The sequence below is a fragment of the Butyrivibrio sp. AE3009 genome, assembly GCF_000420845.1.
In the GTDB taxonomy this organism is placed as follows: Bacteria; Bacillota; Clostridia; order Lachnospirales; family Lachnospiraceae; genus Butyrivibrio.
This window is the reverse complement of record NZ_ATVS01000028.1, coordinates 16,738-40,322: the sequence shown is the minus strand read 5'-3', so window position 1 is coordinate 40,322 and position 23,585 is coordinate 16,738. Positions and strand designations below refer to the sequence as shown.

The following is a 23,585-nucleotide window of genomic DNA, read 5'->3' as shown; positions in this document are numbered from 1 at the left end:
CCTCATTTCGCAAAATTTTTTTCTATACTTTCTTAATATGCCAATTACTTAATAATCTTCCTCCAGGACCTGGATTTCCATGTAGTCAAAGGAGATCTGCTCGATAAAAGCGTCCTTGGTGAAGCGGCATTTGTTGTGAAGTTGGAAATCTTTGACGATATTGTCAAGCCAGATGGGCTTGGAAAGGTCCAGCTCGTAGCAGGCCTTTTCGATGGAATTCATTACTTTGTGGGTTCGGGTATCTAGGGTGTCATCGCAGATGACGGTGTCTTTGATGAGGTGGTTATCATCGATGAGTTTTACCCAAAGTCTAAACATTTTTTCATTTCTCCCGGATAGTATAGTATTTGACTAATTATAGCAGAAAATAAATAAAGGAGGCTAATAAAGAATGTGAGTGCTACTGCATCATAGTAAAAATGAAATAACGGCTGCGCCGTAATGAAATGCACTGCGTGCATGAAATTCCCTGCAGGGAATTTCATTCCGCGAAGCGGTATTTCATTCATCTACGATGATTTTCATTCAAAGTGTTTCAGCACTCCACTTGCACTGAGCCCACTAATAAAGCTCTCCCTGGAATGATTAATAATCAGCTCCTCAGGGAAGTGCAAGGTCTCCAATGCCTTCAGTGCCCTGTCAAATCTTCCGATATCGTATGAAACATGGGCATCCGTATTGACGCAGATCTTAACTCCCAGCTCTGCGCAGCGCTCGGCGATCCTGACGCAGTGCTCCTGATGGTCTCCGGGCCACATGAAGCTGTGTTCATTGATCTCGATAGCCTTGTGGAGCTCTTTTACCCGCTTCAGGACTGTATCCATATCGAAGGCGACACCTGCGCGGCCGATATGGCCTATGAAATAAACCTTTGGGTTCTCCAATATCTTGAGATACATCTCTGTGGTCTTGGCGATTCCTGCACCTTCCGCAAAGCGCTTGGCGTGGACGCTGGCGATGACGAAGTCCATCTTTTTGAAGACCAGCTCCTGCAGTGTGGGCTCGCCCTTATAGGGATCTCCGATTATAGACTCAGGGCAGATGATGTCGTGACCGAACAGGTGACCCTCAAGGTCCACCACATCTGCTTCGCAGCCACGAAGAAGGGTGACCTTGTGCCACTCTCTGGGCCACTGATCCACGCCGAAGAAGTACTGATAATTCTTGATGTTTTTGTAGTCGGCATACAGCATGTCGCTGAAATGGTCTGTGCTGGCAAGGAGCTTGAGTCCCGCCTTCTTGGCCGCCTTGACATTCTCCTCTATGGTTGAGTAAGCATGCCTTGAATAAAAAGTATGAGTATGGGTATCACATTCGATTCGATACATATTAACCTCTTCCGGAAGTATTTTTTTATTAAACACAAAAAATGATATGAGGACCTATGTCCCCATATCATTTATATCGTCCAAAAATTTAGTTTAGTTAACCCTTAGTCTTCGTAGCCGTTAGGATTCTGGCTCTGCCATCTCCAGGAATCTTCGCACATTTCCCTGATGCCGTTCTGTGCGGTCCAGCCAAGTTCAGCCTTAGCCTTGTCTGCATTGGAGTAGCAGGTTGCGATATCACCGGGACGTCTGTCCTTGATCACGTAAGGAACCTTAACTCCTGTGGCTTCCTCGAAGTTCTTGACGATATCAAGAACGCTGTAGCCTACGCCTGTTCCAAGGTTGTAGATGTTAAGTCCGCTGCCGGGCTCAAGCTTCTTAAGAGCCTTGACATGGCCCTGTGCCAGGTCAACAACGTGGATGTAATCACGAACGCCGGTTCCGTCCGGAGTATCATAATCGTTACCGAAAACAGACAGCTCAGGGAGCTTGCCTACAGCAACCTGTGTGATGAAAGGCATCAGGTTGTTGGGGATTCCGTTGGGATTCTCGCCGATGGTGCCTGACTTATGGGCTCCGATAGGATTGAAGTATCTAAGGAGAACCACGTTCCACTCGGGATCAGCCTTCTGAATATCTGTAAGCACCTGCTCAAGCATGGACTTGGTCCAGCCATAAGGGTTGGTGCAGGTTCCCTTGGGGCATTCCTCAGTGATCGGGATAAATGCAGGATTGCCGTATACTGTAGCAGATGAAGAGAAGATGATGTTCTTGCAGCCATGCTTTCTCATAACATCAACCAGTGTAAGGGTTCCTGTGATATTGTTATCGTAGTACTCCCAGGGCTTGGCAACAGATTCGCCAACTGCCTTAAGTCCTGCAAAGTGAATAACGCTGTCGATCTTCTCATTGGAAAAAATCTTCTCGAGACCCTCTCTGTCTCTTATATCAGTCTCGTAGAAAGGAACTTTTTTGCCGGTGAGAGCTTCTACTCTTCCGAGTACCTTCCTGCTTGCGTTGACAAGGTTGTCCATAACAACAACGTCGTAGCCTGCGTTCTGAAGTTCAACAACTGTATGGGATCCGATGTAGCCTGCGCCACCTGTTACTAGAATTGCCATAATCAACCTCTTTTCTTCTGTAAAAAAATCTTGTCTTTTGTTTACTATGGTTTCATTTTAGAGCCGTATTCCGCTTATTACAACTGTCTTATGTTACAAAGAGCAGTCAAAATGTTATACACAAGCAATGCAGTAACTTACAGCTCGATTCCGTTAAGTTTGCAAAGTTCTCTTGCGGACTCAACTGAGTCGATGCCTGTCTTGTTCTTAATAGGAGCGAACTCGTGCTCTCTTACTACCTCATAGGGAAGGCAGGTCTTGAGCTCGTGGATCATATCAAGAACCAGCTGCTCGAACTTGCAGCCGTTGGGAGCCTCGGGCTTAACAAGCTGTGCGTTCTCATCGATATAAGGAATCTTCTTCTCAACAACGTGAAGAGGAAGTGTGTTCTTGGAAATCTCGTTAAGTGCCTTCTCGTTAAAGAGATAGTTAAGGATAACGCCGAAGTTGTAAGCAGGATCGCCGTTCTCATCCTTGGCATCAGCCATCTCCTGTGACAGCTCGTAGTACTCAACGATTGAAGGTCTGCCGTCCTCAAGACACATAACACCTACCTTCTCATCGGGAGCGTTCTTTCTTACAACCTTGGCACCGCAGTCAACGCCTGTGCTTACGGTAGCTCCTACGAAGCAAGGATCTGCGATTCTCTGAAGTACGTTGTCAACAGCGAAGATATCGATCCATTCAATGCCCTCCTTGAGGATCAGGTCGCGAAGGCCTGCCTTGAGCATTGATGAATACCAGCCGGCATTACCGTTGGGAGAGGTAGAGATTCTACCCTTGCCCTCCATGTATACCTTTCCTTCGTAATCTGATGCAGGAGCCATATCCTGCTTGAAGAAGGTAATCTTCTCCTCGGGATATCCGAAGAAGTTGTGCTCCTTGAGGAAGTTAATGGTAGCATCATTGTTCTTTTCACTGGTCATGATGAAAAGGCGGATGTAGGTTCCGTCAGCTGCCTTAACTGTATCAAGAAGGTTCTCAATGATTCTCTGGAAAATATAAACGGGCTTGGTAAGACCGATATCATACATTCCCTTAGGGTTGTCTGAGCCAAGTCTTGTACCCATTCCACCTGCGAGAAGACATGCTGCAACCTTGCCGGCCTTGATGGTCTCGATACCAACCTTTGCAAACTCCTCTTTTCTCTTCTCAATCTCATCTACCTGCATAGCTGCAAGAGGCTCAAATACTCCTCTCTCTCCGCCTTTACCCAGGTTCTTGCAGTTCTCAAGAACTGCGAAATCTGTCTCATCGATCTGCTGAAGAAGGTCTGCCTTTTCAGCCTCTGTGAGTTCGTCGTAATATTTAAGGACATGCTCCTGTCCAAACTGTTCAAGTTTTGCTTTTGCTTCCCCGTAATTCATAACTCTTTCCTTTCGATATAAATTCGTTGCTTTTTCAACCGATTTATTCTATCACAAATAGACTATAAGTCAAAGAGAACCGTTTAAGTTGATGACATCCATCACAAAAAAAGAGTCAGGTACTATAGCTATCTACAGTAACCTGACTCAGGTTCTATGTTATTTCTGTCCGGGTGTCCATCCGGCGGGATCTATGAGTACACCATTTTTATCGAAGGTGCAATTTACATTATCAAGAAGAGCCGATACACCGGCCAGCATGCGGCCGTTGTTGGCATCGTAGTAGTGCCAGCCGTCGGGCTGCTGTACCCAGCCTACAACCTGATGACCATCGGCGGGATCGAGATAGTAAACACCCTCGGGAAGTCCCAGCTGTCCGAGAGCCATTCTTCCGTCTGCAGCGAAGTAGTAAGACTTGCCGTCGATTGCATTCCAGCCGGTAACCATTTTGCCGTCAGGTCCGAAGTAGTATCTTGCGGCCACTTCGCCTGACCAGCCTGTGCTCATAACGCCGTCTGCTCCGAAGAGGTAGTTGGCGCCGTCAACAGCCTGCAGGCCAACCTTGGCGGTATGTGTGGCAGGATCAAAATAGAATCTCTGTCCCTGCTCGTTGGAGTACCAGCCTGCGATGGCAATTCCGTCGGGGCCAAACATGTATTTTCCGGTCTCAAGGGCCACCATTCCGGTAACCATGACACCTTTTTCATTGAAGTAGTAGAGCTTGTCGCCAATCTGTGTAAGGCCTGCGTGCATCACGTAGTTCTCGTCAAAATAGTGAATGCCGTCTTCAAGTGTAACAAAGCCTCTCTGGCAGACACCGTCAGCGTTTGCATAGTACACGGGGCCGCCCACATTGAGAAGTCCGGTGCATCTTACACCATTTTCATTAAAGTAGTAACGGGCGCCGTCGATATCGGCAAATCCGGTCTTGGCCCTTCCGCCCTCAGCGGGGTCAAGGTAAAAGATTCCGCTCTCATCCTGGAACCATCCGGTCTGAACCCAGCCGTTGGCTTCGGTGTGGTATCTGCCCTGGGCAAGATTGAGCCAGCCGTACATCTTGCGGAAATTGCTGTAGTAATAGGTATGTCCGCCCCAGCTGTTGAAGCCCTCGGGAATAATCCTTGAGAAATAATCGGAATACAGGTGGTTAACGTCTACCCTTCCTGCGATTCCTGCAAAAGAGCCGTGGCTGGAAGACTGCCACATTGCATAGTCTCCGCCGTACTCACAGGCACTGCCGTACTGAGCAACCCATTTTGCAGAAGAAACATTGGGCATTCTGCCCTGGAACCAGTTCTTGCTTGCGTATACCATGGGTTCGTAGCCGTTGGCATTGATAATGCCGCAGAAGGTATCTGCGATTGCCTGAAGCTGCGCCGCATTAAGGCTCTTCTGGCAGGAGTCCTCAATGTCTATGGCAATGGGGAAAGAAACGCTGTAGGGCGCTATCCATGCCAGGACCTGATTGGCCTCAGCTGCTGCCTGCTCAGGAGTTGTGGCATAGGAATAGATATAGACTCCGGTCCTGACGCCCGCTGCGTTTGCTCCATTGATATTGTTGACGAACTGCTCATCCAGTCCTTTTTTGGTGGTTCCGACTCTGATCATGGCGAAACGAACGCCTGAATTTCTGACCTGCTGCCAGTTGATGCCTCCCTGATACTTGGAAACATCGATTCCTAAGGCAACTTCCGGTCCTACTGCCTGTGACTTAACAGAAGCAACCGGTGATAAAGACATAAGTGCAACGATGGACATGATAAGTCCTGCACTAACAAGACTCTTCTTAATTCTTCCCAACATAAAAACTCCCCCGTATAATGTTTGTTAAACTTTTCTTAACAAATATTATACGGGAGGGGACGGTTGTGAGTCAATGGGGACGGTTGTGAGTCAATTGGGGACGGTTCTCTGTGACTCGCTTCGTGAGTCACAGAGAACCGTCCCCATTGACTCACAACCGTCCCTTAGCCTTAGTTAACCAGGTTTCTAGGATTTCCGTTTATCCACGCCTGCGCATTCTTCTTAACTTCCTCAAGGCACCTGGTCCTTGCCTCAGTGCTGGCCCAGGCAAGATGAGGAGTCACTATGAGTTTGCCGCTGTCCTGAATCTGAAGAAGCGGTGAATCCTTGGCCATAGGCTCAGGATTAAGTACATCCAGACCTGCTGCCCTGATCTTACCCTGCAAAAGAGCATCTGCCAGGTCCTGTTCGCTGACCACCGCACCTCTTGCTACATTGATAAGGATCGCAGTGGGCTTCATTTTGTCAAAAGCCTCTTTATTAAAGAGGTTCCTGGTTCTGTCGCTCAAAGGACAGTGAAGAGATATGACGTCAGAGCGCTTAAGGAGCTCATCGAAGCTCACCTGCTCATAGTCTGTGCAGTCACTGCTACCTGATGATGCGTAGAAAATAACCTTAGCGCCATAGGCGGTTGCGATCTGGGCAACCTTTTTTCCTATATTGCCCATTCCCACGATGCCGTAGGTCTTACCGTCCAGTTCTTCGAAGGGAATGTCGAGGCAACAGAAATGGCTCTGGGCCGCATAGTCACCTCTTTTAACAAACTCATCGTAGTGACGAAGTTTCTCCATCAGGTAAAAGAGCATAGCGAAGGTATGCTGAGCAACGGATGCCGTGGAGTAGTTCACCACGTTGGCAACCTTAACTCCATGTCTGTCGCAGGCAGGGATATTGGCATTGTCAAAGCCTGTGGCAAATTCGCAGATAAGCTCAAGGTCAGGGGCGTCATCCAGGAGTTTGTCGGTGATCTGACTCTTGTTGATCATCAGGATCTTGGCTCCTGCCATCCTCTCTTTTGCATTGTCCTCGGTTATCTTATCCTCGTAATAAACCACTTCGCCCAGCTCATCGTAGATGCTGTAATCCATGTCCTGTCCAATACTGTCGGTATCCGCTACTACTATTCTCATATCAAACCTCTCGTTTTTTATATGTATGATACCACATTATGATCTTTTCTTCTTTCTGCGGATCATAAATCCTGCTCCGCCTGCAGCTGCTACACATGCAAGAGCTGCAACTACGACGCCAACGGTCTTGTAAGGGAACTCATCATTGGTGAGTTCGCCGCCAATTCCGGTTGTAGATATATCTGAACCGGTTTCGTCCTGCTCAGAAGATCCGGTAGAAGCTTCGTCCGCTTCTTCTACTCCGGGCTTACCACCCTGACTATAGCTGGGTTTGTTGCCGGTTGTGGATGAAGTCTTATTCGATGTTGACACCCTTACATCCTTGAACACAACGGTCTGCTTGTTGCCCGCAACGTCCTTGGCAATAAGTGTGATGTTCTGAAGTTCGTTACTCTCATTAATAGTTATTGTCTCAACGTTATCATCTGCAGCCAGCTCTTTGCCGGTAAAGTTACCAATCTCTTTGCCGTTACTGTATACAGTGAAGCTTACAAGTCCCATATTATCGGTTACGTCAACGTTGAAGCTGTGACTCTTTTCCCTGTAAACGCCCTTGTCTTCGATGTCGGCAACAACGATACTGGGTGCTGTTCTGTCAACGGCGAACTCAATCTCAGCATCTCTGCTCTTGTTGTCCATCTCGTTGGTAGCTCTGTCCTTGGTGTAAAGAGTTACAGAATATACGCCGTCTTTGGCAAAATTGGTCTTGTTAACATTGTAGGTAAAGGTCTTCCAGGTTGTATCATCGCCCTGTCTGCTAACCAGGTAATCAGACTCGCTGTTAAGCTGTCTGATAGCGCCGTCTCTGGTCACTGAGATGTTACGCTCAACAAGGTCATCGACGTTGATCTCGGTGACAACAACGTCCTGAGGGTCATTTACGTAATACTTGTTGTTCATCGCCTTGGTTCCTTCGCCAAGTACGAAGACAGAACCAAAACGGTTAACTGAGAATACAAGTGTCTGGATTGCTTCATTTCCGGCAAGATCCATTACTTTGGCTTCAAGAGTATAGAGGTCATCATTTGCCTTGACTCTGGAGAAATCAGCGCAAGAGATTACAAGTCCGTCCAAAGACTCGGAGACACTACTATTAATATCCATCTCGCCGTTATTGGAACCGGTGAGCCTTATCTCTGATACCTGCTTGTCCATATTGAGGTCGTAGCAGTTGATAACAGGAGCTACTTTGCCGTTATTGGCAGAGAAATTCTCAACTTCTGCAAAAGAGATCACAGGATTGGTTCTGTCAATTACGTAGGTTCCGAAGTCTATATCAAGGGTCTTTTCCCAGTCATATCTCTTATAGCAGATTCTGAAGGAATATCTTCCGTCTTCGTCCATGATTGCTTTGGCAATTGTCTTATTACCCTCGGTCGCAAACTCAAGTCTGGGAGTCTTGGTAGGAAGACCGGCTTCATTGTTTTCGATATATACGTACTTATCTACATTTCTTTTGTCAAAAACAACGCTCTCAATTACTGCTTCGTTATAATAAAAGCCGTTTCTGGCATCGCTCTTTTTAATAGTGTTCTTAGTGGCATTAGGAATATCAGATGCGATTACGAACCTATCACCTTGGGCTTCGGATGTATCAATTGACCAGCCCACACTATCTTTTGCCCCATTTGAACTTACAGAAACACTGTATTCACCACTTCCGGAGAAGTTAAGTCTTGCTGAATAAGTAGCATCTCCATATTTATAATCACTGATAGTATATGTGTAATCCTGCGCACCATTTCCGTTATCAGCTTTCCTGGTTGCTGTAACCATGCATCTGATAGCGTTATCAAGATCTTCTGTAGTAAAAAATACACCGCCACTTATCATAACATCCATATATACTTCAGAGCCAAATGGATATGTCTTTACACCATTATCAACATACGGATCAGGCATGCAGCTTCCAAGACTCAGCTGGGGAGCTCCCGGCATATATATAACAGTAATTGGCTCATCAAACGCTTCACTTTTGTTATTGGCGTAATCTGAAGCGATTACCCTCTTAATTGTATATTTACCCGGACACTGAAATTCTATTGTGGCATGAGCCTCGCGTTTTCCTTCGCCATTAACAAAAATTTCTCCATCTACAGAAAGAGGTCTGGTATATGTGGGGCCGTTATCATTCATACTATCATCATCTGTACCAATTAGTGAAAGCCCTTCGTATGAGAACTCGTATCCTTCAATATCCTTAAGATAATCATCAGTCACACAAACATCTAAATATTTATCTGAACCAACGATACCAATGGCAGATGTTACTTTCCCGGAAAATTCATCTGTGTCGTTATCTTCTTGTTTCTCTCTCGTTGCAACTGTTACACTAGCTTTCGGTGCAACATTATCAATATATACATCACTTGTTATTGAAGAAATATCCGATCCGACACTCATTTTTCCGGCAGGGCCATTTGCTACTATAGTGCAATGCAGACTAGCAGTCTTTGCACCGGATAGAAATACTGCGGTCTTTGCATTTTCATCTTTGGATGTGATTGTATAGTAGCGTTTTTGAGGAGTCATTGGCATAAAATTATTACGATTGTCATTGTCTCCATCCATCATAACTTTGCCATGCATATCCTCAATACGACTCGGTGTAAGAGCAACAACAGAGCCATTATCATGCGTCACGCTAATACTAAGTCCGTCACCTTCATACACATTTTCCACACAGTAAACAAGCGTAAAGCCGTCAACATCAGGATTAACATAGTAGACTTTATCAGATGTCTTCTCATCAGAAGAATCCTTTTTCTCTACAGGATATGGCGCAAAGTCTTCGTAACCACCATCAGAAGAGCCTTTAAGCAATTTCATGTTATAAGGTTTATTATTATGATAATCTTTGCGCTGAAGAACATAATTACGACAAACACTAAATAGAACGTTTTTCTTCTCGGTAACAACAAAAATATCTGACGCTTCTATTTCTCCCTCAGCTTCACAAGTATAATAATTTGAATTACCGGCAGTAGTAACCGGTTTAATTTTGGGATCATCACTACCGCTGGCATCCCCGAGAAAACTTACCCCCCTCAGTTCATAATTTCTATCATGGCTCCAATCTGTAGGGAAATATACAATGGTAGATTTAACTTCATCACCCTCATATTTGTAAATTACTGACAACTCAGAGCTGCTATACCCACGCATTACAATATCTTCAAACTCAGCCTCATCCTCTGCATCATTATCACTAACATCCCCTGCAGAGTTCTCAGATACCTCATCATCCTTCCAGTCATCCTCATCAGAAGCACTTGAGGATGCAGCAGCGGACTCCTCGGATGACGCACTGCTTGCAGCATCAGCGGAGTCCTCGGAGGATGCATCTGTGGAACTGTCTGATGCGCCTTCCCCATCAGTTGAGGTTGCATCTGTAGAGCTGTCTAATCCTGCGCCCTCAGAGCTTGCGCCTGTTGATGCGCCTTCTCCGGAGCCGGAATTATCACCTTCTACAGGAGTAGCACCTGTTGATGATGCGTCTTCTTCATCTGATGTATCATCGCCTTCAGAGTCACCACCTTCAGAGTCTCCACCTTCGGAATCTCCACCTTCGGAATCTCCTCCCTCGGAGTCTCCGCCCTCGTAGTCTCCTCCTTCAGAGCCTTCTCCCTCGGAGTTGTTATCCCCATTCTCACTGTCTTCACTGCTTTCGGGAGCACTATCCTGCTCTTCGACTTCAGGCTTTTCCTCATTCTCAGCTTCAGCCATTGCAGCTACAGTCTCATCGGCTGATGCATGAATAGATGCGAAATTACACCCCATAATAGCGGGAACCAATAGCGCAACAAGAAGTCGTCTGCCCAGCATAGACTTTACTTTCTCAAAATTCATAATTCCTCCTAATGCACTACCCCATTGAGGCCCCTCAACCAGAATGAGATTAGTAAAAAATAAATAAATTTTGTGTAACTTTTTTGTAAACCAGGAGCCGATTATATATTATTTATTTCAGTAAAAGCAATGAATTTTGTGTGAAAAATATATTCGTAATTTAGTTAAAATCGACATTCAATTCTATTTTTTATCGATTATATTTGCTCTTTTTTTGACTAATTTTCTTTGATTCCATAGTTATCAGATAAAATCTCTATTTGTATAAATGTTTAAAAATACACAAAAAAAAGAGGCATCTGCCTCTTTTTATCAATTGTATGAAATATTTTGTATTCTTACGCTATCAGCCTCCCTGGGACCTGGCCATCTCTATAGCTTTTTTGGCCTGCTCAACGTTACTTTTGGTTTCGACGATCAGCGATTGTACATGGTCGCTCTGTCCTTCCAGGGACTCAATGTCGTTCTTGATGTGGAAGCTGACTGTCTCAAGTTCCTGCTCCATGGTGTCGTAGCTGACACCTGCCATGGCAAACTTGCTGTAATGGGCAAAAACCTGGGATGCTATCTCGTTATAGATCATTAGCGCCGTGGTTGGATTGTCTATCTCGGCAATATTACCGTCAGCAATCTCAACAAGGTTCTCCCAGTACACATTGTAGGGCATTCCCGGATCACCGGTCTTGTCATCTCCGCCAATGGAGTTGTAGTATTCAGCGATGGTGCAAAGTCTCTGGGCTCTGGCCTTCTGTGACTCCTCAAGATAGTCTGAAGCAAAGGCCGCCTTCAGCCATTTCAGCGAGAGCTGCTTGTTGCCATCATCCTCATAGCAGTAATAATATGCCATACCAAGCTTATAAGCGAACTCATCATAAGCCTCGCGGTTAGCCATAAATGCCTTCTCTATCGTAGTTCCGTCGCAGCTTGAAATAAGGAGCTTACGAAGGTTCTCATCCTCTGAAGCGGTAAAACAGTCATCTGCAAGAATCCTGTTATCAAGCATCTCCGTAAACGCTCTGGGATTGGTGGGCTGCAGTCTGATCGCCTCTGCAAACTTGCCTGTTGCAGCTAAATCATCCTCTTCTCCAAGCGCATCAAGAAGCAGATCCTCGTAGCTGGTAGTCGCAGTCACAGTTGCTGCATTGTGGAAATAATATGACATGGAGCCGCAGATAACAGCCCCTGCCGTCAAAAGAGCAACCAGCGCCACGCTCATTTTGGCCGTCTTCTTGTAGTCTCTGTCCAACTGCTTGTAATGCTGAAGATCGTACATCAGCTCAGCACAGGACTGATATCTGTCCGCAGGATTATTCTGAACGCACTTGGCAATGATCTTCTCAAGTCCCGCAGAAAGAGAAGGGTTCCAGTACCTGATGGGATAGAACTCGTAGGGCGGCTCGTTGGAGGTATGCCCTGTCAAAAGATTGTACATAGTAGCGCCAAGGCAGTATACATCTGTCCTCGGATCAGTCTGTCCCATTCCGCCAAACTGCTCGGGAGCCGCATAGCCTCTGGTTCCAAGATACTGCGTATCTCCTGTGCGGTTCATCTTGTATTCCCTTGCAGTTCCGAAGTCGATAAGGCAGACACGTCCGTTGGGGCGCAGCATTATATTTGCAGGCTTCAGATCCCTATAAATGATTGCCGGAGTTCTGCTGTGAAGGTATTCAAACACATCGCAGAGCTGTATTCCCCACTCGATAACATATTCCTGGGGCTGCGGACCCATGGTCGCCAGCGCCTTGTCCAGCGTATTACCCTCTATGTAATCCATAACGATAAGGAACCTGCCCTCATCATCGATAACGTCTACAATACTGGGTAAATATGGGTGCGAGAGGTTCTTCAAAAGATTGGTCTCAGTAATTAGACTCTGACGCACCACCTGATAGTTGGCAACAGCGTCCTTACGGACCTCCTTGATAGCCCAGGGCTTATTGGCCTTCTCGTTCATAACAAGATAGACGGTACTCATACCGCCCTGTCCTATGACGCTAAGGACCTTGTATTTTCCATCAACTAAACTTCCGATCTGTAACATTGTTTTATTTCTATTAGTTCTCCACTGTAATACTTTTTCACGATATTATCCCGACAATAATAACATCAATACGTCAGATTAACTACCACATTCTGCAAAAAACACAGAATGTTCAGAATTGCTTCGAACCAAATCAAATTACCTTTATAGTTACTTTTACACTTAGTCCGCTTCCATCCATTGCTTTAATGGTTACAGTCGTAGTTCCTTTTTTCTTCCCGTGAATATGAACATAGTCCTTTTCATTAACAGTTAATGTTGCAATATCTTCATTTTTATTGACTATGTACAACTTATTCTGACGATTCTCGCTAAGTAGCATACATGTGTAAGGATAATCTTTTCCTACCAGTACCTCGTATGTATTACCACGGCTAAGCTTCATATATGTGTTACAATCCACACGCTTCACCAATTTGGTTTCACTATGCAGATTTGAGCCGTCTGTTGTATAAGCAGTAACTTTAATACCATAGTTGTTACACTCACAGTCAAAACGTAGATCCACCGCCTGTTTATCATATTTTTTCTGAGAAACTGCTGTAATCTTTCCGTTTGAAAAGGTAAAGAGATATTTCTTCTTTAAGATTTTCGCCATTGTGGCATCGCTAATTACTCCAACACTTGTCTGCCCCTTGTCTTTGTATCCAACAATCTCATACTCCCACCTTATCTTGCTGTTACTTGGTTTGCCGTATTTATTTCCTATCACTGGAGTAAACTTGAGCGATCCTCCTGACGCAAGCTTGTCATCCTGCCTGTCTATCGGAACCGAAAGGGATAGGTCAGACACCGGAATTACCATTTTAATCTTAGCTGTGGCCTTCTTGCCTGAACCGTCATTGGCAAAAGCTGTAACAGTAACATTACCTGCAGCAAGCGCTGTAAGTGTGGCCTTATTTCCTTTGATACTAAGGTTTGCTATTTTGTCATTTGACACCTTCCAGGATACTGTCTCATCGTTATCTGTTGAAGCTTCAAAAGATACACTGTCCTTCAAATCTCCAACTGCATGCGTTGCTATGGTCGTAGTAGATGGCGTAGAAAGAGTCACCTTCGTTGCCCTTTCTCTTACTGTTATTTCCTTCTCCGTATACACACCACTACAATCCTTGGCAGTTGCAATTATTACTACTTTTGTCTCCTTTGCAACATCTTTGGTAACTGATACTTTACCACTGGAAGGGTTTACTGATACTCCGGGGATATCCTTTTTTAGTGACCATGTCACTTTCTTATTGCTTGCTTTTTTCGGATAGGCGATTGTTTTGTAACTTGCATTTTTCCCTGCTGCAATATATGTCTGACCTGTTATTTCAAGATCTGTCACTCCCTGCTTTACAGTTATGACTACCTTCGCTGTTTTCTTGGATCCGTCTCCTGCAGTACAAATGATTGTAGCCTTACCCACACCTACTGCCTTGATGGTCGCATTCAGACCACTCGCAGAAACTGCTACTACTTTTTCATTGCTGCTCTTCCAGGTAGGTGTAACTTTTATTTCACTACCGTCTTTACTTCGTTGGATCGCATTAAGCTTCATACTTGTATAGGCAGTATTAAGGGTAACGACTCCCGACTTGATGATCTCATTTTTGCCATATTTAATGCCGTATATCTTTGATTTATCCGAGGATTTGTCGATATTGGAATGCAGCTCTATTGAATTTATCTTTTTTTCGGATCCTGCTTGTACATCCATTTCGCTCAAAGCATAGCTGTCACCGGTTACATCATTTCCCGATATATCTTCTGCAGAATCATTAGCGAATATATCTTCCTGAGTCAGATCGTTTCCTGAAATATCTTCAGTTTCCTCATAAGTCAGTTCTTCCTGCTCATCATATACTTCGTCATCTCCGATGACGTATTCCTCTGATTCCGGATCATTCCATTCTTCATCTTCACAGATCTGTTCATCATTATTTTCATAACTTGAATCCACCGCATAATTTTCCGAACCAAGTTCTTCACTATCCGGTTCATTAGTCTCATCGATGATGATTTCATCATCTTCTGCTACAGAGATATTCTCTTGGGTTCCATCAGATGCTTCTTCTGATGCATCCTCGCTGATGTCCTCAATCTCCCAATAATCCTGACTATCTGTAAGATCATAACCGGTGCATTCTCCTGCGGCCGCAGCTCCAACTGACTGTGTCAGAAAAGCTGTTGCCAAAACAAATGCTGCTATCGTATTCTTAAGTTTTCTCAGGCTCATACTTCCCCCTTAATACAGGTACAAATATACAGGTTACTATAACAAAATGCGCATCGGCGAAACACTGCCGATGCGCATCTCACACTATGATACTAACGTTTATTACTTACTAACTTTTCTTCTGCGGATCATTATTCCCGCTGCTGCGGCTGCCAGGACGCAGGTTACTCCTCCTGCTGCTGCGGCTGCCTTTTTGTAAGGAAACTCTTTCTTAACAGGCTCCTCTGCAACTACAGGTGCTACGACCTCTTCAGTAGTTTCAGGCATAACTGCTTCTTCCGGCTCTTTGGTTACTCCAAGAGTCTCAGGAATATCAATCTGCTCTGCTACCTCTTCTATTTCTTCTGTCTCCTCAAGCTCTTCTTCAACGAGCTTGTCGGCATCCTTGGCTGAAACAACCACGTTTTTGTAGACAACAGTCTGCTTGTTACCGGCTACGTCTACAGCGATAAGGGTAATGTTCTGAGCTTTCTTACTCTCTTTAAGAGTGATGGTCTCTACATTGCCATCAGCCTTAAGCTGCTCTCCGGTAAACTTCCCGATTTCCTTGCCGTTGTTGTATACAGTAAGGTCAACTACTCCCATGTTATCTGTTACATCTACGTTGAAGTCATGGGTCTTTGTTTTGTATACACCCTTATCTTCGATATCGGCGGCAACAATACTGGGAGCTGTCTTATCTACAGCGAACTCAATCTCGGCATTTCTGCTCTTGTTGTCCATCTCATTGGTAGCTCTGTCTTTGGTGTACAGAGTTACGGAGTATACACCATCTTTGTCAAAATTGGCTCTTCCTACGTTGTAGGTATATGTCTTCCAGCTGGTGTCACTGCCCTGCTTGTTTACTCTGTAGTCAGTTTCATTGTTGAGCTTCTTGATAGTTCCGTCTCTTGTAAGTGAGACATCTCTGGTAACAAGATCGTCAACGTTAATCTCAGTGATCGTTACATCCTGAGGATCATTGGTGTAATACTTCTCATTCATGGCCTTGGTGCCATTACCAAGAACGAATACCGAGCCATATCGGTTAACAGAGAATACCAGTTTCTCTGTGCTCCTTCTTCCGGCAAGATCTTCAACGGTTGCTTCAAGTACATACAGATCATCAACGTCCTTATTACGTTCAAAATCAGGACATACAGCCTTGACGAAGCCCTTTCCGTCAGAAATTGTATGGCTGATAGGCACTTCACCGCGATTAGCACCTGTGAGCTTGAGATCTACTATAGTCTTGCTCTTATCAAAGTTCTCATCGCTGCAGTTGATCACCGGTGCTACTGCTCCGTTATTGGCTGAATAATTCTCTACCCCTTCAAAAGTAACCTTGGGATTCTGTAAATCAATTACATAGGTAAAAAAATTCTCCTCAATGACATCGCTGCCTCTTTTATATCTGATAACAAATGCATATCTGCCTTCTTCCGCCATAATAGCACGAACAACGGTATTGCCCTTAGAATTCTTCTCGCATTTGATGGTCGGAAGCTTGGTAGCTCCTGCTGGAGCATAATAATCCACATCAATGTACTTCTCCTGCACATACTGATCAAACTCAACTCTCTCAGTTACTGCTGAAGTATAGTAAATTGTATTCTTGGGTGACGGGTTATTTGTTGTTAACCTGGTCATCTTGGGCACTGAAGACTTAATGACAAAAGTAATTGAACTCTCATTTACAATAAGATTTCTCTTTCCGGCATCCAGATTGTCCAGTTTGCCCTCAATTGATACTGTGTATGTTCCGGGCTCAGAAAAAGAGAGCTTGGCAGTATGTCCATCTGTGGTATATCCGGTGTAGCTTGGAGAATTGTCATTACTGTCACTGACTTCACCATCATCACCATTTTGACGAGTAACAGAAAGAACATGTTTAATACTGTCTGTAACGCCTTTTCCTCCCGGATATAATCCATCCTTAATTGTGAATAACACGTTGACGGAACTGTTTGTTTCGAATGTAGGTATCCCATTATCATCTTCTACATACGAGTCTGAATCCAGTCCATTCATCTCAAGAATAGGATCTTTCGGATCATATATGAACTTTGGACTTGTATAACTGTCACTTTCATTATTTGCCAGATCACTGGCTGTTATGCCATCAATCCAATAAATACCCGGTTCGGAAACAGAAATAGGATGTGTCAAAGTAGTGTCTTTATTTGTCTTGCAATCTACTATCGGCAGATTGGAAGCGGAATAATCACCTGCGTTGGTTTCACCCTTGATAGAGTACGATGTAATATCATGCAGGTTATCATCTGTCGCGCGCAAAAGAACACTATTATCATTAATGGAGTGATTTTCATCAATAGGTTCTTCATTTCCACAAAAACCTATATCCTCAATAGCAGCTACTTCAGGAGACTGTCCGTCAACATATATATCTCTATCATCAATATCGGTTGATTCTTCAGCTCCCGGCGCAGTATTTTCAAGTTTGATTCTGCACTTAAGTTCAGTCTCATTAGGAGTTGACAGCATTGTTGCCACATTGGGGTCTTCCTGCGGCTTAGGAAAAACACTGAATACATATTTACGGGGCTGGAATGGCAACAAACCCTCCACTTCATCTCTGTTAACTAATTCTGTATCCAGATAAGTTTCTCCATCGGTAGCACACTTAAGGGCAAATGTACCATTTAGATTAGTCACACCTGTTACAACATATTTAAGATCATCATACTTTTTGATATCCTTGGGATTAACAAAATATACTCCCTGGCTATTGGAGGAATATCCATCAATCTCTGTTTTAAGAGGATGCAAGTCACCGGTATTCACTCCACTTTTTGCATAGACAATATAGTCCTTGCCATGTTCACGATCATAATCAATTACAGGGGCCTGATTCTCTGCAACACGTTTATATGGCTGTGCATGGAACTGAATATTGGTTACCTTAGAATTCCAATATTTAGAATAATTGAAATGATAGTAACCATATTCTTCAAGTTGAGGCTTATTAAGCCATATTTCTTCAGATCTGTAGCTACCAATATTAACTTTGATTTCGGTAAGCACCCAACCTACATCTGCAATGACATCTGTATAATAAATATCTGTAGACGTAAGATCATTATCTTTATTATAGTTATAGATAAAATAGACCTCTGCCTCATTAAAGACAACAGTATCATCCATAAACTCCGCAGTCTCGGCATCATTACCGCTTACATCTTTTGCCTCCCCGGATGCATCCTCACTGGATGCACTGCTTGCAGCATCCGCAGCATCTGCTGAAGATGCACCTGAAGAAGCATCTGCTGCAGCATCTGTAGAAGCGCCAGATGATGCACTTGAAGAAGCATCAGACGAATTACCTGAAGTAGCATCAGATGAACTTGCAGTGCCTGCGTTGTCGGAGCTTGCACCGGTTGATGCACTTCCGGAAGCCTCACCGCCTGCATCTTCTGAAGTAGTCGCACCGGCAGAAGACGCATCCTCAGCATCTCCTGATCCGTCTGAACCGCCGTCACTATCCTCACCGGAGGATTCTCCGGAATTATCATTACCATCACCGGAGTTATCGTCGGATTCTCCACCCTGATTACCCTGGTTATCGTCCGCTGCGGGCTGATTATCATTATTGTTCTGATCTTCTTTGGAATCTTCGCCTGAATCCGCAGTAGTTTCCCCGCTTTCAACTACGGCCTCGTCAGCTAATGCCTGAACGGCAGTAAAATGACATCCCAGAATTGTAGGAACCAACAATACAGTAAGGAGCTTCCTTCCCCAAAAAGCCCTGACCTTATCAAATTTCATACATCCTCCTGTTTAGAAACAAAATAAAAATTTTATTACACAATTATAAAAAAAACATAAACACATGACCGATTATAAGTTACTGAATAACTAATTGCAACAATATTACAGAAGTTTCTGAAAATTATCCGCTGTTTCAGCTATCCGAATTATCTCACCAAGCGAGTATTCTTTATCCTTTTCATCCCACACATTTAACAAAAATCGCAGAATGATTGTCACCGGCGCCCTTTCTGGTAACTTCTTTCTGGATGGAAGATATCAGTTTCTCGATTCCTTTGTTGCTGCCGGTAAAGAAGACTTTACCGGGGAGCTTTTTGATAGTTTTGGGAGTAAGCTCTTTGTATACACCGTCGCTACACAGGAAAAATTCATCTTTCTTGCCAAGCTTGCCGGTGATTCTGTTGAACTTGAGGCTGTCACTGACTCCAACGGCCTTGGTAAGTTTGCCGTTGGGGGCAGCGTCGTCCCTTGTGATCTGATACATATGGATTTTTTTCTTCTTGTACAGTCTGCTGTCTCCGGCTGAGAAAACAGCATATCTGTCCTTGAATATGACAAGACATACCACGGTACTGCCGCAGGGGCCTTTCGAATTGTATTTCTCGAAGATCACCTTGTTGGCTTCGGTGAGTATTTCTTCTATTTCGTCAAAAAGCTCTGAGGCTTTGTCATACTCTTTATCTTTGTTCTCTCTCTGCCAGAGTCTGATTCCACCGATGATCTCTCTGGAGGCCAGTTCTCCGTGCATATGGCCGCCCATACCGTCAGCGACGCAAAATATTGCCAGATCACCTTCTGTCAATGCCAGAACGCTGTCCTGGTTTATTCCGTCACGTGAGCCTCTGTCGGTGTAGTTCGCTGATAATAACTTCATAATTTATCGACCTTCCGAAATTGTTATGGTGTATGAATGCCTTCCTATAGTTACTACAGAGTTGCTGACAATAAGCTGGGGTATTGTAGGTTTGAGCAATACGCCGTTAATTGCACTTCGATTCTTAACATCCTTAAGGTCTGTATAATAAAAAGTTCCATTCTTGACCGATACTACCGAATGATGTCTGTGGACTGAGTTGTCATCGCCGATGATGATATAGTTGTCCTCCATACGGCCGATGGTAACTTCATCGATGAGCTCACATCTAAAGCTCCTGTCCTCATCTTCTGTATCTGTCATAAGGAACATATATTTCTTTCTTCCGTCCGAAACTGAGGGCGTAAGCTGCTCTGTTCCGTTGTTCTGGCTTCCTGTGCCATATCCGAATAGTTCTGTCTCACCTGCGCCTGCTGCAAGATTGATTGTAGGCATCATGACATTCTCAGGCTGTTTCTTATTCTTGAATGCCAGATTATATATAAGAAGCCACATAAGACCTGCCAGTACGATTACCGCACCAACCAGCGCAGCAATTACTTTAGGCTCTTTGAGTCTGTCCCAAATTGTTGGATCCGGCTCTATAACAGGTTCTTCCGGTCTTGGTGGTTCCGGCGGATCCACAATCACAGGTTCAAGTGAAAAAGGTGTCTGCACCATGAATTCAACAGAGCTGCCACTTGCCAGGGTAAGTCTGCTGTTCTTGCGTTCTCCATCCTTGGCTTCTTCAGGGATTGTTGCGGTCACTACAGTAATGGCACTGTCTGCGGCTACAATAGCAGGAACTTCTCCAATGCTGTCTTTGTCTATAACGAGATAGTCTCCGGCTGTTCTTCTTGACAGTGCAAACATGTTCTCTAACAGCTTGGCATTTGACTTGGTCTTAACGCCAAAGGAATAAATAGGGTAGTTTCTGGATGACATATGATCAACCAGCTCGCTCTCCGTATATCCTATCTCTGTGTTATCCACACCATCCGCAAACACCAGGATTCTGACATAGCCATCATAGCTGTTGGCTTCCAGTTCGCTGATGATGTCATAGAGAACGTTGTAGAGATTGGTATCCTGATCATTGAATTTGATAGAATCAACAGTATTGATCAATGATTTATAATCGTTTATAAAATCTCCGTTGAGATATGTTACGGTCTTCTCTACCGTACCGATTCTGAAATATTCATTTTCTCCATGGGCATCAATTATCTGCTTGATCGTATCAAGAATAGGCTGCCTCAATGACTGAGTCATGGACATGGAGTTATCCAATAATATGAGAGTCCTGACTGGACTGGAATCTTCACCTATACCGCAGGATCTGATATCTTCACAGGCTGTTTTGCCAATCTGATAAGTACTTGTTCCGTCAAGGGCTCCGTTTCTGATATACGCCCTGACTATATTTTCGCGTACAAAAGACTGCATAAGTCTAGCGGGCTCCTGAGACACTGCCCCTTCCTCGGTCTGTACCTCTTCCCCGGTCTGTACATCGCCTTCAGCCCTTGCCTTGATCACTGCAGGTCCACCTGCGAGAGATAAAACAATACATGCAGCAAGTGCAAGATTAATCCATTTCTTAAAGCATTTCATATAATAAAAACTCCCATCATTTCCTAAATACACCAAAAACAGTGCCGTTAAAAGCACTGTTTTCGGGTAGAATATCTATTTTGATATCAATTAAAGCATTGTGATGTCTGCAGGTAAAGACTGAGCTAATGCGATGTTGTCGTTCTCACCGTTCTCGTACTCTGTAGCGATCTGCTGAAGATCTGTGCTGTATGTCTGGCAGATGTTGTAAAGTCTGTCGATATCGTCTCTAAGACCCTCGAACTTATTTACAAAGCTCTCACGAGCCTCGCCCTTCCAAATGTTTGCTGTGCCAAGAACAAGCTCGATCATCTCGGTTGCTACATTCTTTACCTGATCAGCATGATCCTGGAAAATCTGTGACTCTGCTCTTAAGTCCTGTATGTCTGATACTCTTAAATTATTTAATGCCATGATTAATATTCCTCCTAAATTATATTAAGTATGTCTCATTAGTGAGCTGCGATGTTGACGTTGGTCTCTTCTGCTCTCTCATATCTCTCAAGGATATTGTTAAGAACCTTCAGATAATCCATGATTCCCTGATAGAAGTCCTCGAAGCAGTGCTGCTCCTTGTTGAAAGTCTCCTGGAATCTCTCGCTTGCTTCACCTTCCCACTTCTGTGTGAGCTTCTTAGCTTCCTGAACGATGTCCTGAGAAGTCTCCTGATATCTGCCGTTAAGCTGCTGTAATGAATCGATAACCTCTCTAATTGCCTGTGAACTAGCTACATAAATTTCTCCCATTTTGTTTTCCTCCTTTAATGACTAGCTATTCTGATAGCTGCCAGTTCTGCTTGCATAATTCTGGCTGCTATTGCTTCAATTACGTCTGCCACTTTCTTGACATTAGCGGCTGTTGTGTTGATCTTTACTTTCTCGTTGCCGGCCTTACCGGTATAGTTGTCCGAATTCTCGCCGGTCCAGTCTGCGCCAATCTTGGTAACTGCACCCTGAACCTCGTCGTCTGCTACGTTGTCTAAATTTGAAGCAATCTGGCGAAGTCGGCTTGACTGTTCCTTGGCCTTCTGGAAATCCATGTAAATTTGTGCTTCCGTTTTCATTCCGGTTCTCCTCGCTAAATAATAATCACTTCATTACAATGTCGGTTGCCAATGTATTTGCCATCTCAACTGACCCTTCTTCAGCCTCTTCATAGATACCGGCCATCTTGAGAATTCTTGTTGGGTATGTACGAAGTCGCTCAATCAACTTGTTAATTTCACTTACCTGATCTTCGAAGTTCTTCCTCTGGGTATTACCGGCATCTCCCTCCCAATAAGAAGAGGTTCCTGTAACTTCCTCATACAGGAGATTAACCTGTTTAACCATATCATCAATATCTGTATTGATGTCTGAGGATTTGGTCTTCAGCGATTCAGGAGTAACTCCAAGTGCTAATGTAAATGCCATGTTTTAGTCCTCCAATTATAAATCGTTTATTATTCCCGATACCTTCTGCTCACATGATGTATATTCGGAATGAGCAAATTTCAATTCGTTATATACTCTGAGCACGTCATCGAGCATTGTCTGCGTCTTCTGCTGATCATTGCTGAAGGTGTTCTTCAGTTCCTCATGAGCTTCGCCTTCCCACATGGTATTAAGTTCATTCATGTGAATAACCATCTGGTCGAAAGCCTGTGATAACTGTGTATATCCGGAATTGTAATCCTGAATATCACCATCAAACTGTGGCAGGTTGTTAGCTATTACGTCCATTCGTCTACCCTTTCCGATTAGTAAAACAAGCCTGATAATTCTTCAAGTGTTTCATAATCTATTTTATTTGAAGCTGCTGGTGACCATCCGTCTCCGGAAAAGTCCTGAAGCGAAGATCCGCCTCCGAAGGCCCAGCTCTGACCCTCCTGATTGTTCAAAATGTTCTCTTCGGCCTTCCTGTACTCGTTAACAATCTGAATACCTGCTTCATAGAACCGGCCAAGCTGATTCGACTCTTCAAGTATCTGATTGCTCAATTGCTCAAGTGCCGATAGAACCTCATTCATTTCGCTAAGATCCGAAAGATTACTTCTTACATCATCAAGTTCATTTCTTAGCCTTTTTAAAGTTTGCTCACCGGAAGAAAATGAAGCCACCGCCGAGCGAACGTTCTCGGTATTTATGTAGAACATTTTTTATCTCCCTCTGTCTGAAATACACTTTACCACGTTTGAAAAAAAAATGTTGATTTTCTGACGAATGACACTTGAAATCGGACGAATGACACTTTTTTTATGTTTTTTATATCAAAATGAGGTATTTTCCACTCCGAATACTACATTCTGAGAGTGAATTTTTGACCGGTAATTTTTGATAAGTTTCTTTGTTATAGAGTCTTAATTTACTCTGGTCTCCAACAAAAACCATCTTCTCTTTCTGCTCGATCATGTCGGTTATCTCGGTTATGACCGCATCTATTTTGACATTCTCGTTAAGGCTGAAGTTATAGACCTTATCAAGAGCAGGTACAAAGACGTCAACTACTATCATT

General features: G+C 44.1%; 19 protein-coding genes. All 19 read right to left on the bottom strand.

Annotated elements, in window-relative coordinates; genetic code table 11:
• Positions 1-48: 48 nt before the first annotated feature.
• Positions 49-318 carry a hypothetical protein gene (locus G588_RS0113420; RefSeq protein WP_022779253.1) on the bottom strand — a complete coding sequence of 90 codons (270 nt, stop codon included), beginning with the start codon at positions 316-318 and terminating at the stop codon, positions 49-51.
• Between the two features lie 203 nt (positions 319-521).
• The gene (locus G588_RS0113410; protein ID WP_022779251.1) at positions 522-1,328 is read right to left on the bottom strand and encodes a phosphatase; all 807 of its coding nucleotides are present in this window, start codon (positions 1,326-1,328) and stop codon (positions 522-524) included.
• A 104-nt stretch (positions 1,329-1,432) separates the two neighbouring features.
• Entirely contained in the window at positions 1,433-2,449 is a 1,017-nt protein-coding gene (gene galE / locus G588_RS0113405) for a UDP-glucose 4-epimerase GalE (protein WP_022779250.1), read from the bottom strand.
• Positions 2,450-2,586: 137 nt separating this feature from the next.
• A complete protein-coding gene (locus tag G588_RS0113400) occupies positions 2,587-3,816 on the bottom strand; it encodes a UTP--glucose-1-phosphate uridylyltransferase (RefSeq protein WP_022779249.1) in 1,230 nt (409 codons plus the stop codon).
• Positions 3,817-3,975: 159 nt separating this feature from the next.
• On the bottom strand, positions 3,976-5,619 hold the full coding sequence (locus G588_RS0113395; protein WP_022779248.1) for a GH25 family lysozyme: 1,644 nt from the start codon (positions 5,617-5,619) through the stop codon (positions 3,976-3,978).
• Positions 5,620-5,789: 170 nt separating this feature from the next.
• A complete protein-coding gene (locus tag G588_RS0113390) occupies positions 5,790-6,749 on the bottom strand; it encodes a D-2-hydroxyacid dehydrogenase (RefSeq protein ID WP_022779247.1) in 960 nt (319 codons plus the stop codon).
• A 36-nt stretch (positions 6,750-6,785) separates the two neighbouring features.
• Entirely contained in the window at positions 6,786-10,598 is a 3,813-nt protein-coding gene (locus tag G588_RS0113385) for a hypothetical protein (protein ID WP_022779246.1), read from the bottom strand.
• Between the two features lie 346 nt (positions 10,599-10,944).
• Positions 10,945-12,639: a serine/threonine protein kinase gene (locus tag G588_RS0113380; RefSeq protein ID WP_022779245.1), complete on the bottom strand. Its 1,695-nt coding sequence runs from the start codon at positions 12,637-12,639 to the stop codon at positions 10,945-10,947.
• A gap of 133 nt (positions 12,640-12,772) precedes the next feature.
• Positions 12,773-14,860 carry an Ig-like domain-containing protein gene (locus G588_RS0113375; RefSeq protein WP_022779244.1) on the bottom strand — a complete coding sequence of 696 codons (2,088 nt, stop codon included), beginning with the start codon at positions 14,858-14,860 and terminating at the stop codon, positions 12,773-12,775.
• A 102-nt stretch (positions 14,861-14,962) separates the two neighbouring features.
• Complete coding sequence (locus tag G588_RS0113370; RefSeq protein ID WP_022779243.1) at positions 14,963-18,625, bottom strand: hypothetical protein; 3,663 nt, start codon at positions 18,623-18,625, stop codon at positions 14,963-14,965.
• Between the two features lie 181 nt (positions 18,626-18,806).
• The gene (locus G588_RS0113365) at positions 18,807-19,502 is read right to left on the bottom strand and encodes a PP2C family protein-serine/threonine phosphatase (RefSeq protein ID WP_022779242.1); all 696 of its coding nucleotides are present in this window, start codon (positions 19,500-19,502) and stop codon (positions 18,807-18,809) included.
• A gap of 3 nt (positions 19,503-19,505) precedes the next feature.
• On the bottom strand, positions 19,506-21,092 hold the full coding sequence (locus tag G588_RS0113360) for a VWA domain-containing protein (RefSeq protein WP_022779241.1): 1,587 nt from the start codon (positions 21,090-21,092) through the stop codon (positions 19,506-19,508).
• Positions 21,093-21,182: 90 nt separating this feature from the next.
• The gene (locus G588_RS0113355; protein WP_022779240.1) at positions 21,183-21,506 is read right to left on the bottom strand and encodes a WXG100 family type VII secretion target; all 324 of its coding nucleotides are present in this window, start codon (positions 21,504-21,506) and stop codon (positions 21,183-21,185) included.
• 38 nt (positions 21,507-21,544) lie between these two features.
• Positions 21,545-21,838, bottom strand: coding sequence for a WXG100 family type VII secretion target (locus G588_RS0113350; protein ID WP_022779239.1), 294 nt, complete (start codon positions 21,836-21,838; stop codon positions 21,545-21,547).
• Between the two features lie 14 nt (positions 21,839-21,852).
• Positions 21,853-22,155 carry a hypothetical protein gene (locus G588_RS0113345; RefSeq protein ID WP_022779238.1) on the bottom strand — a complete coding sequence of 101 codons (303 nt, stop codon included), beginning with the start codon at positions 22,153-22,155 and terminating at the stop codon, positions 21,853-21,855.
• A gap of 25 nt (positions 22,156-22,180) precedes the next feature.
• A complete protein-coding gene (locus G588_RS0113340; RefSeq protein WP_022779237.1) occupies positions 22,181-22,504 on the bottom strand; it encodes a WXG100 family type VII secretion target in 324 nt (107 codons plus the stop codon).
• A gap of 15 nt (positions 22,505-22,519) precedes the next feature.
• Positions 22,520-22,813 carry a hypothetical protein gene (locus G588_RS0113335; protein WP_022779236.1) on the bottom strand — a complete coding sequence of 98 codons (294 nt, stop codon included), beginning with the start codon at positions 22,811-22,813 and terminating at the stop codon, positions 22,520-22,522.
• 17 nt (positions 22,814-22,830) lie between these two features.
• The gene (locus G588_RS0113330) at positions 22,831-23,226 is read right to left on the bottom strand and encodes a hypothetical protein (protein ID WP_022779235.1); all 396 of its coding nucleotides are present in this window, start codon (positions 23,224-23,226) and stop codon (positions 22,831-22,833) included.
• A gap of 109 nt (positions 23,227-23,335) precedes the next feature.
• On the bottom strand, positions 23,336-23,584 hold the full coding sequence (locus tag G588_RS0113325) for a hypothetical protein (protein ID WP_022779234.1): 249 nt from the start codon (positions 23,582-23,584) through the stop codon (positions 23,336-23,338).
• Position 23,585 lies beyond the last annotated feature (1 nt).

Bases quoted from the DNA above. Each gene is read 5' to 3' on its own strand.
- G588_RS0113420 (WP_022779253.1), bottom strand. From the start codon at position 318: ATGTTTAGACTTTGGGTAAAACTCATCGATGATAACCACCTCATCAAA.
- G588_RS0113410 (WP_022779251.1), bottom strand. From the start codon at position 1,328: ATGTATCGAATCGAATGTGATACCCATACTCATACTTTTTATTCAAGG.
- galE (WP_022779250.1), bottom strand. From the start codon at position 2,449: ATGGCAATTCTAGTAACAGGTGGCGCAGGCTACATCGGATCCCATACA.
- G588_RS0113400 (WP_022779249.1), bottom strand. From the start codon at position 3,816: ATGAATTACGGGGAAGCAAAAGCAAAACTTGAACAGTTTGGACAGGAG.
- G588_RS0113395 (WP_022779248.1), bottom strand. From the start codon at position 5,619: ATGTTGGGAAGAATTAAGAAGAGTCTTGTTAGTGCAGGACTTATCATG.
- G588_RS0113390 (WP_022779247.1), bottom strand. From the start codon at position 6,749: ATGAGAATAGTAGTAGCGGATACCGACAGTATTGGACAGGACATGGAT.
- G588_RS0113385 (WP_022779246.1), bottom strand. From the start codon at position 10,598: ATGAATTTTGAGAAAGTAAAGTCTATGCTGGGCAGACGACTTCTTGTT.
- G588_RS0113380 (WP_022779245.1), bottom strand. From the start codon at position 12,639: ATGTTACAGATCGGAAGTTTAGTTGATGGAAAATACAAGGTCCTTAGC.
- G588_RS0113375 (WP_022779244.1), bottom strand. From the start codon at position 14,860: ATGAGCCTGAGAAAACTTAAGAATACGATAGCAGCATTTGTTTTGGCA.
- G588_RS0113370 (WP_022779243.1), bottom strand. From the start codon at position 18,625: ATGAAATTTGATAAGGTCAGGGCTTTTTGGGGAAGGAAGCTCCTTACT.
- G588_RS0113365 (WP_022779242.1), bottom strand. From the start codon at position 19,502: ATGAAGTTATTATCAGCGAACTACACCGACAGAGGCTCACGTGACGGA.
- G588_RS0113360 (WP_022779241.1), bottom strand. From the start codon at position 21,092: ATGAAATGCTTTAAGAAATGGATTAATCTTGCACTTGCTGCATGTATT.
- G588_RS0113355 (WP_022779240.1), bottom strand. From the start codon at position 21,506: ATGGCATTAAATAATTTAAGAGTATCAGACATACAGGACTTAAGAGCA.
- G588_RS0113350 (WP_022779239.1), bottom strand. From the start codon at position 21,838: ATGGGAGAAATTTATGTAGCTAGTTCACAGGCAATTAGAGAGGTTATC.
- G588_RS0113345 (WP_022779238.1), bottom strand. From the start codon at position 22,155: ATGAAAACGGAAGCACAAATTTACATGGATTTCCAGAAGGCCAAGGAA.
- G588_RS0113340 (WP_022779237.1), bottom strand. From the start codon at position 22,504: ATGGCATTTACATTAGCACTTGGAGTTACTCCTGAATCGCTGAAGACC.
- G588_RS0113335 (WP_022779236.1), bottom strand. From the start codon at position 22,813: ATGGACGTAATAGCTAACAACCTGCCACAGTTTGATGGTGATATTCAG.
- G588_RS0113330 (WP_022779235.1), bottom strand. From the start codon at position 23,226: ATGTTCTACATAAATACCGAGAACGTTCGCTCGGCGGTGGCTTCATTT.
- G588_RS0113325 (WP_022779234.1), bottom strand. From the start codon at position 23,584: ATGATAGTAGTTGACGTCTTTGTACCTGCTCTTGATAAGGTCTATAAC.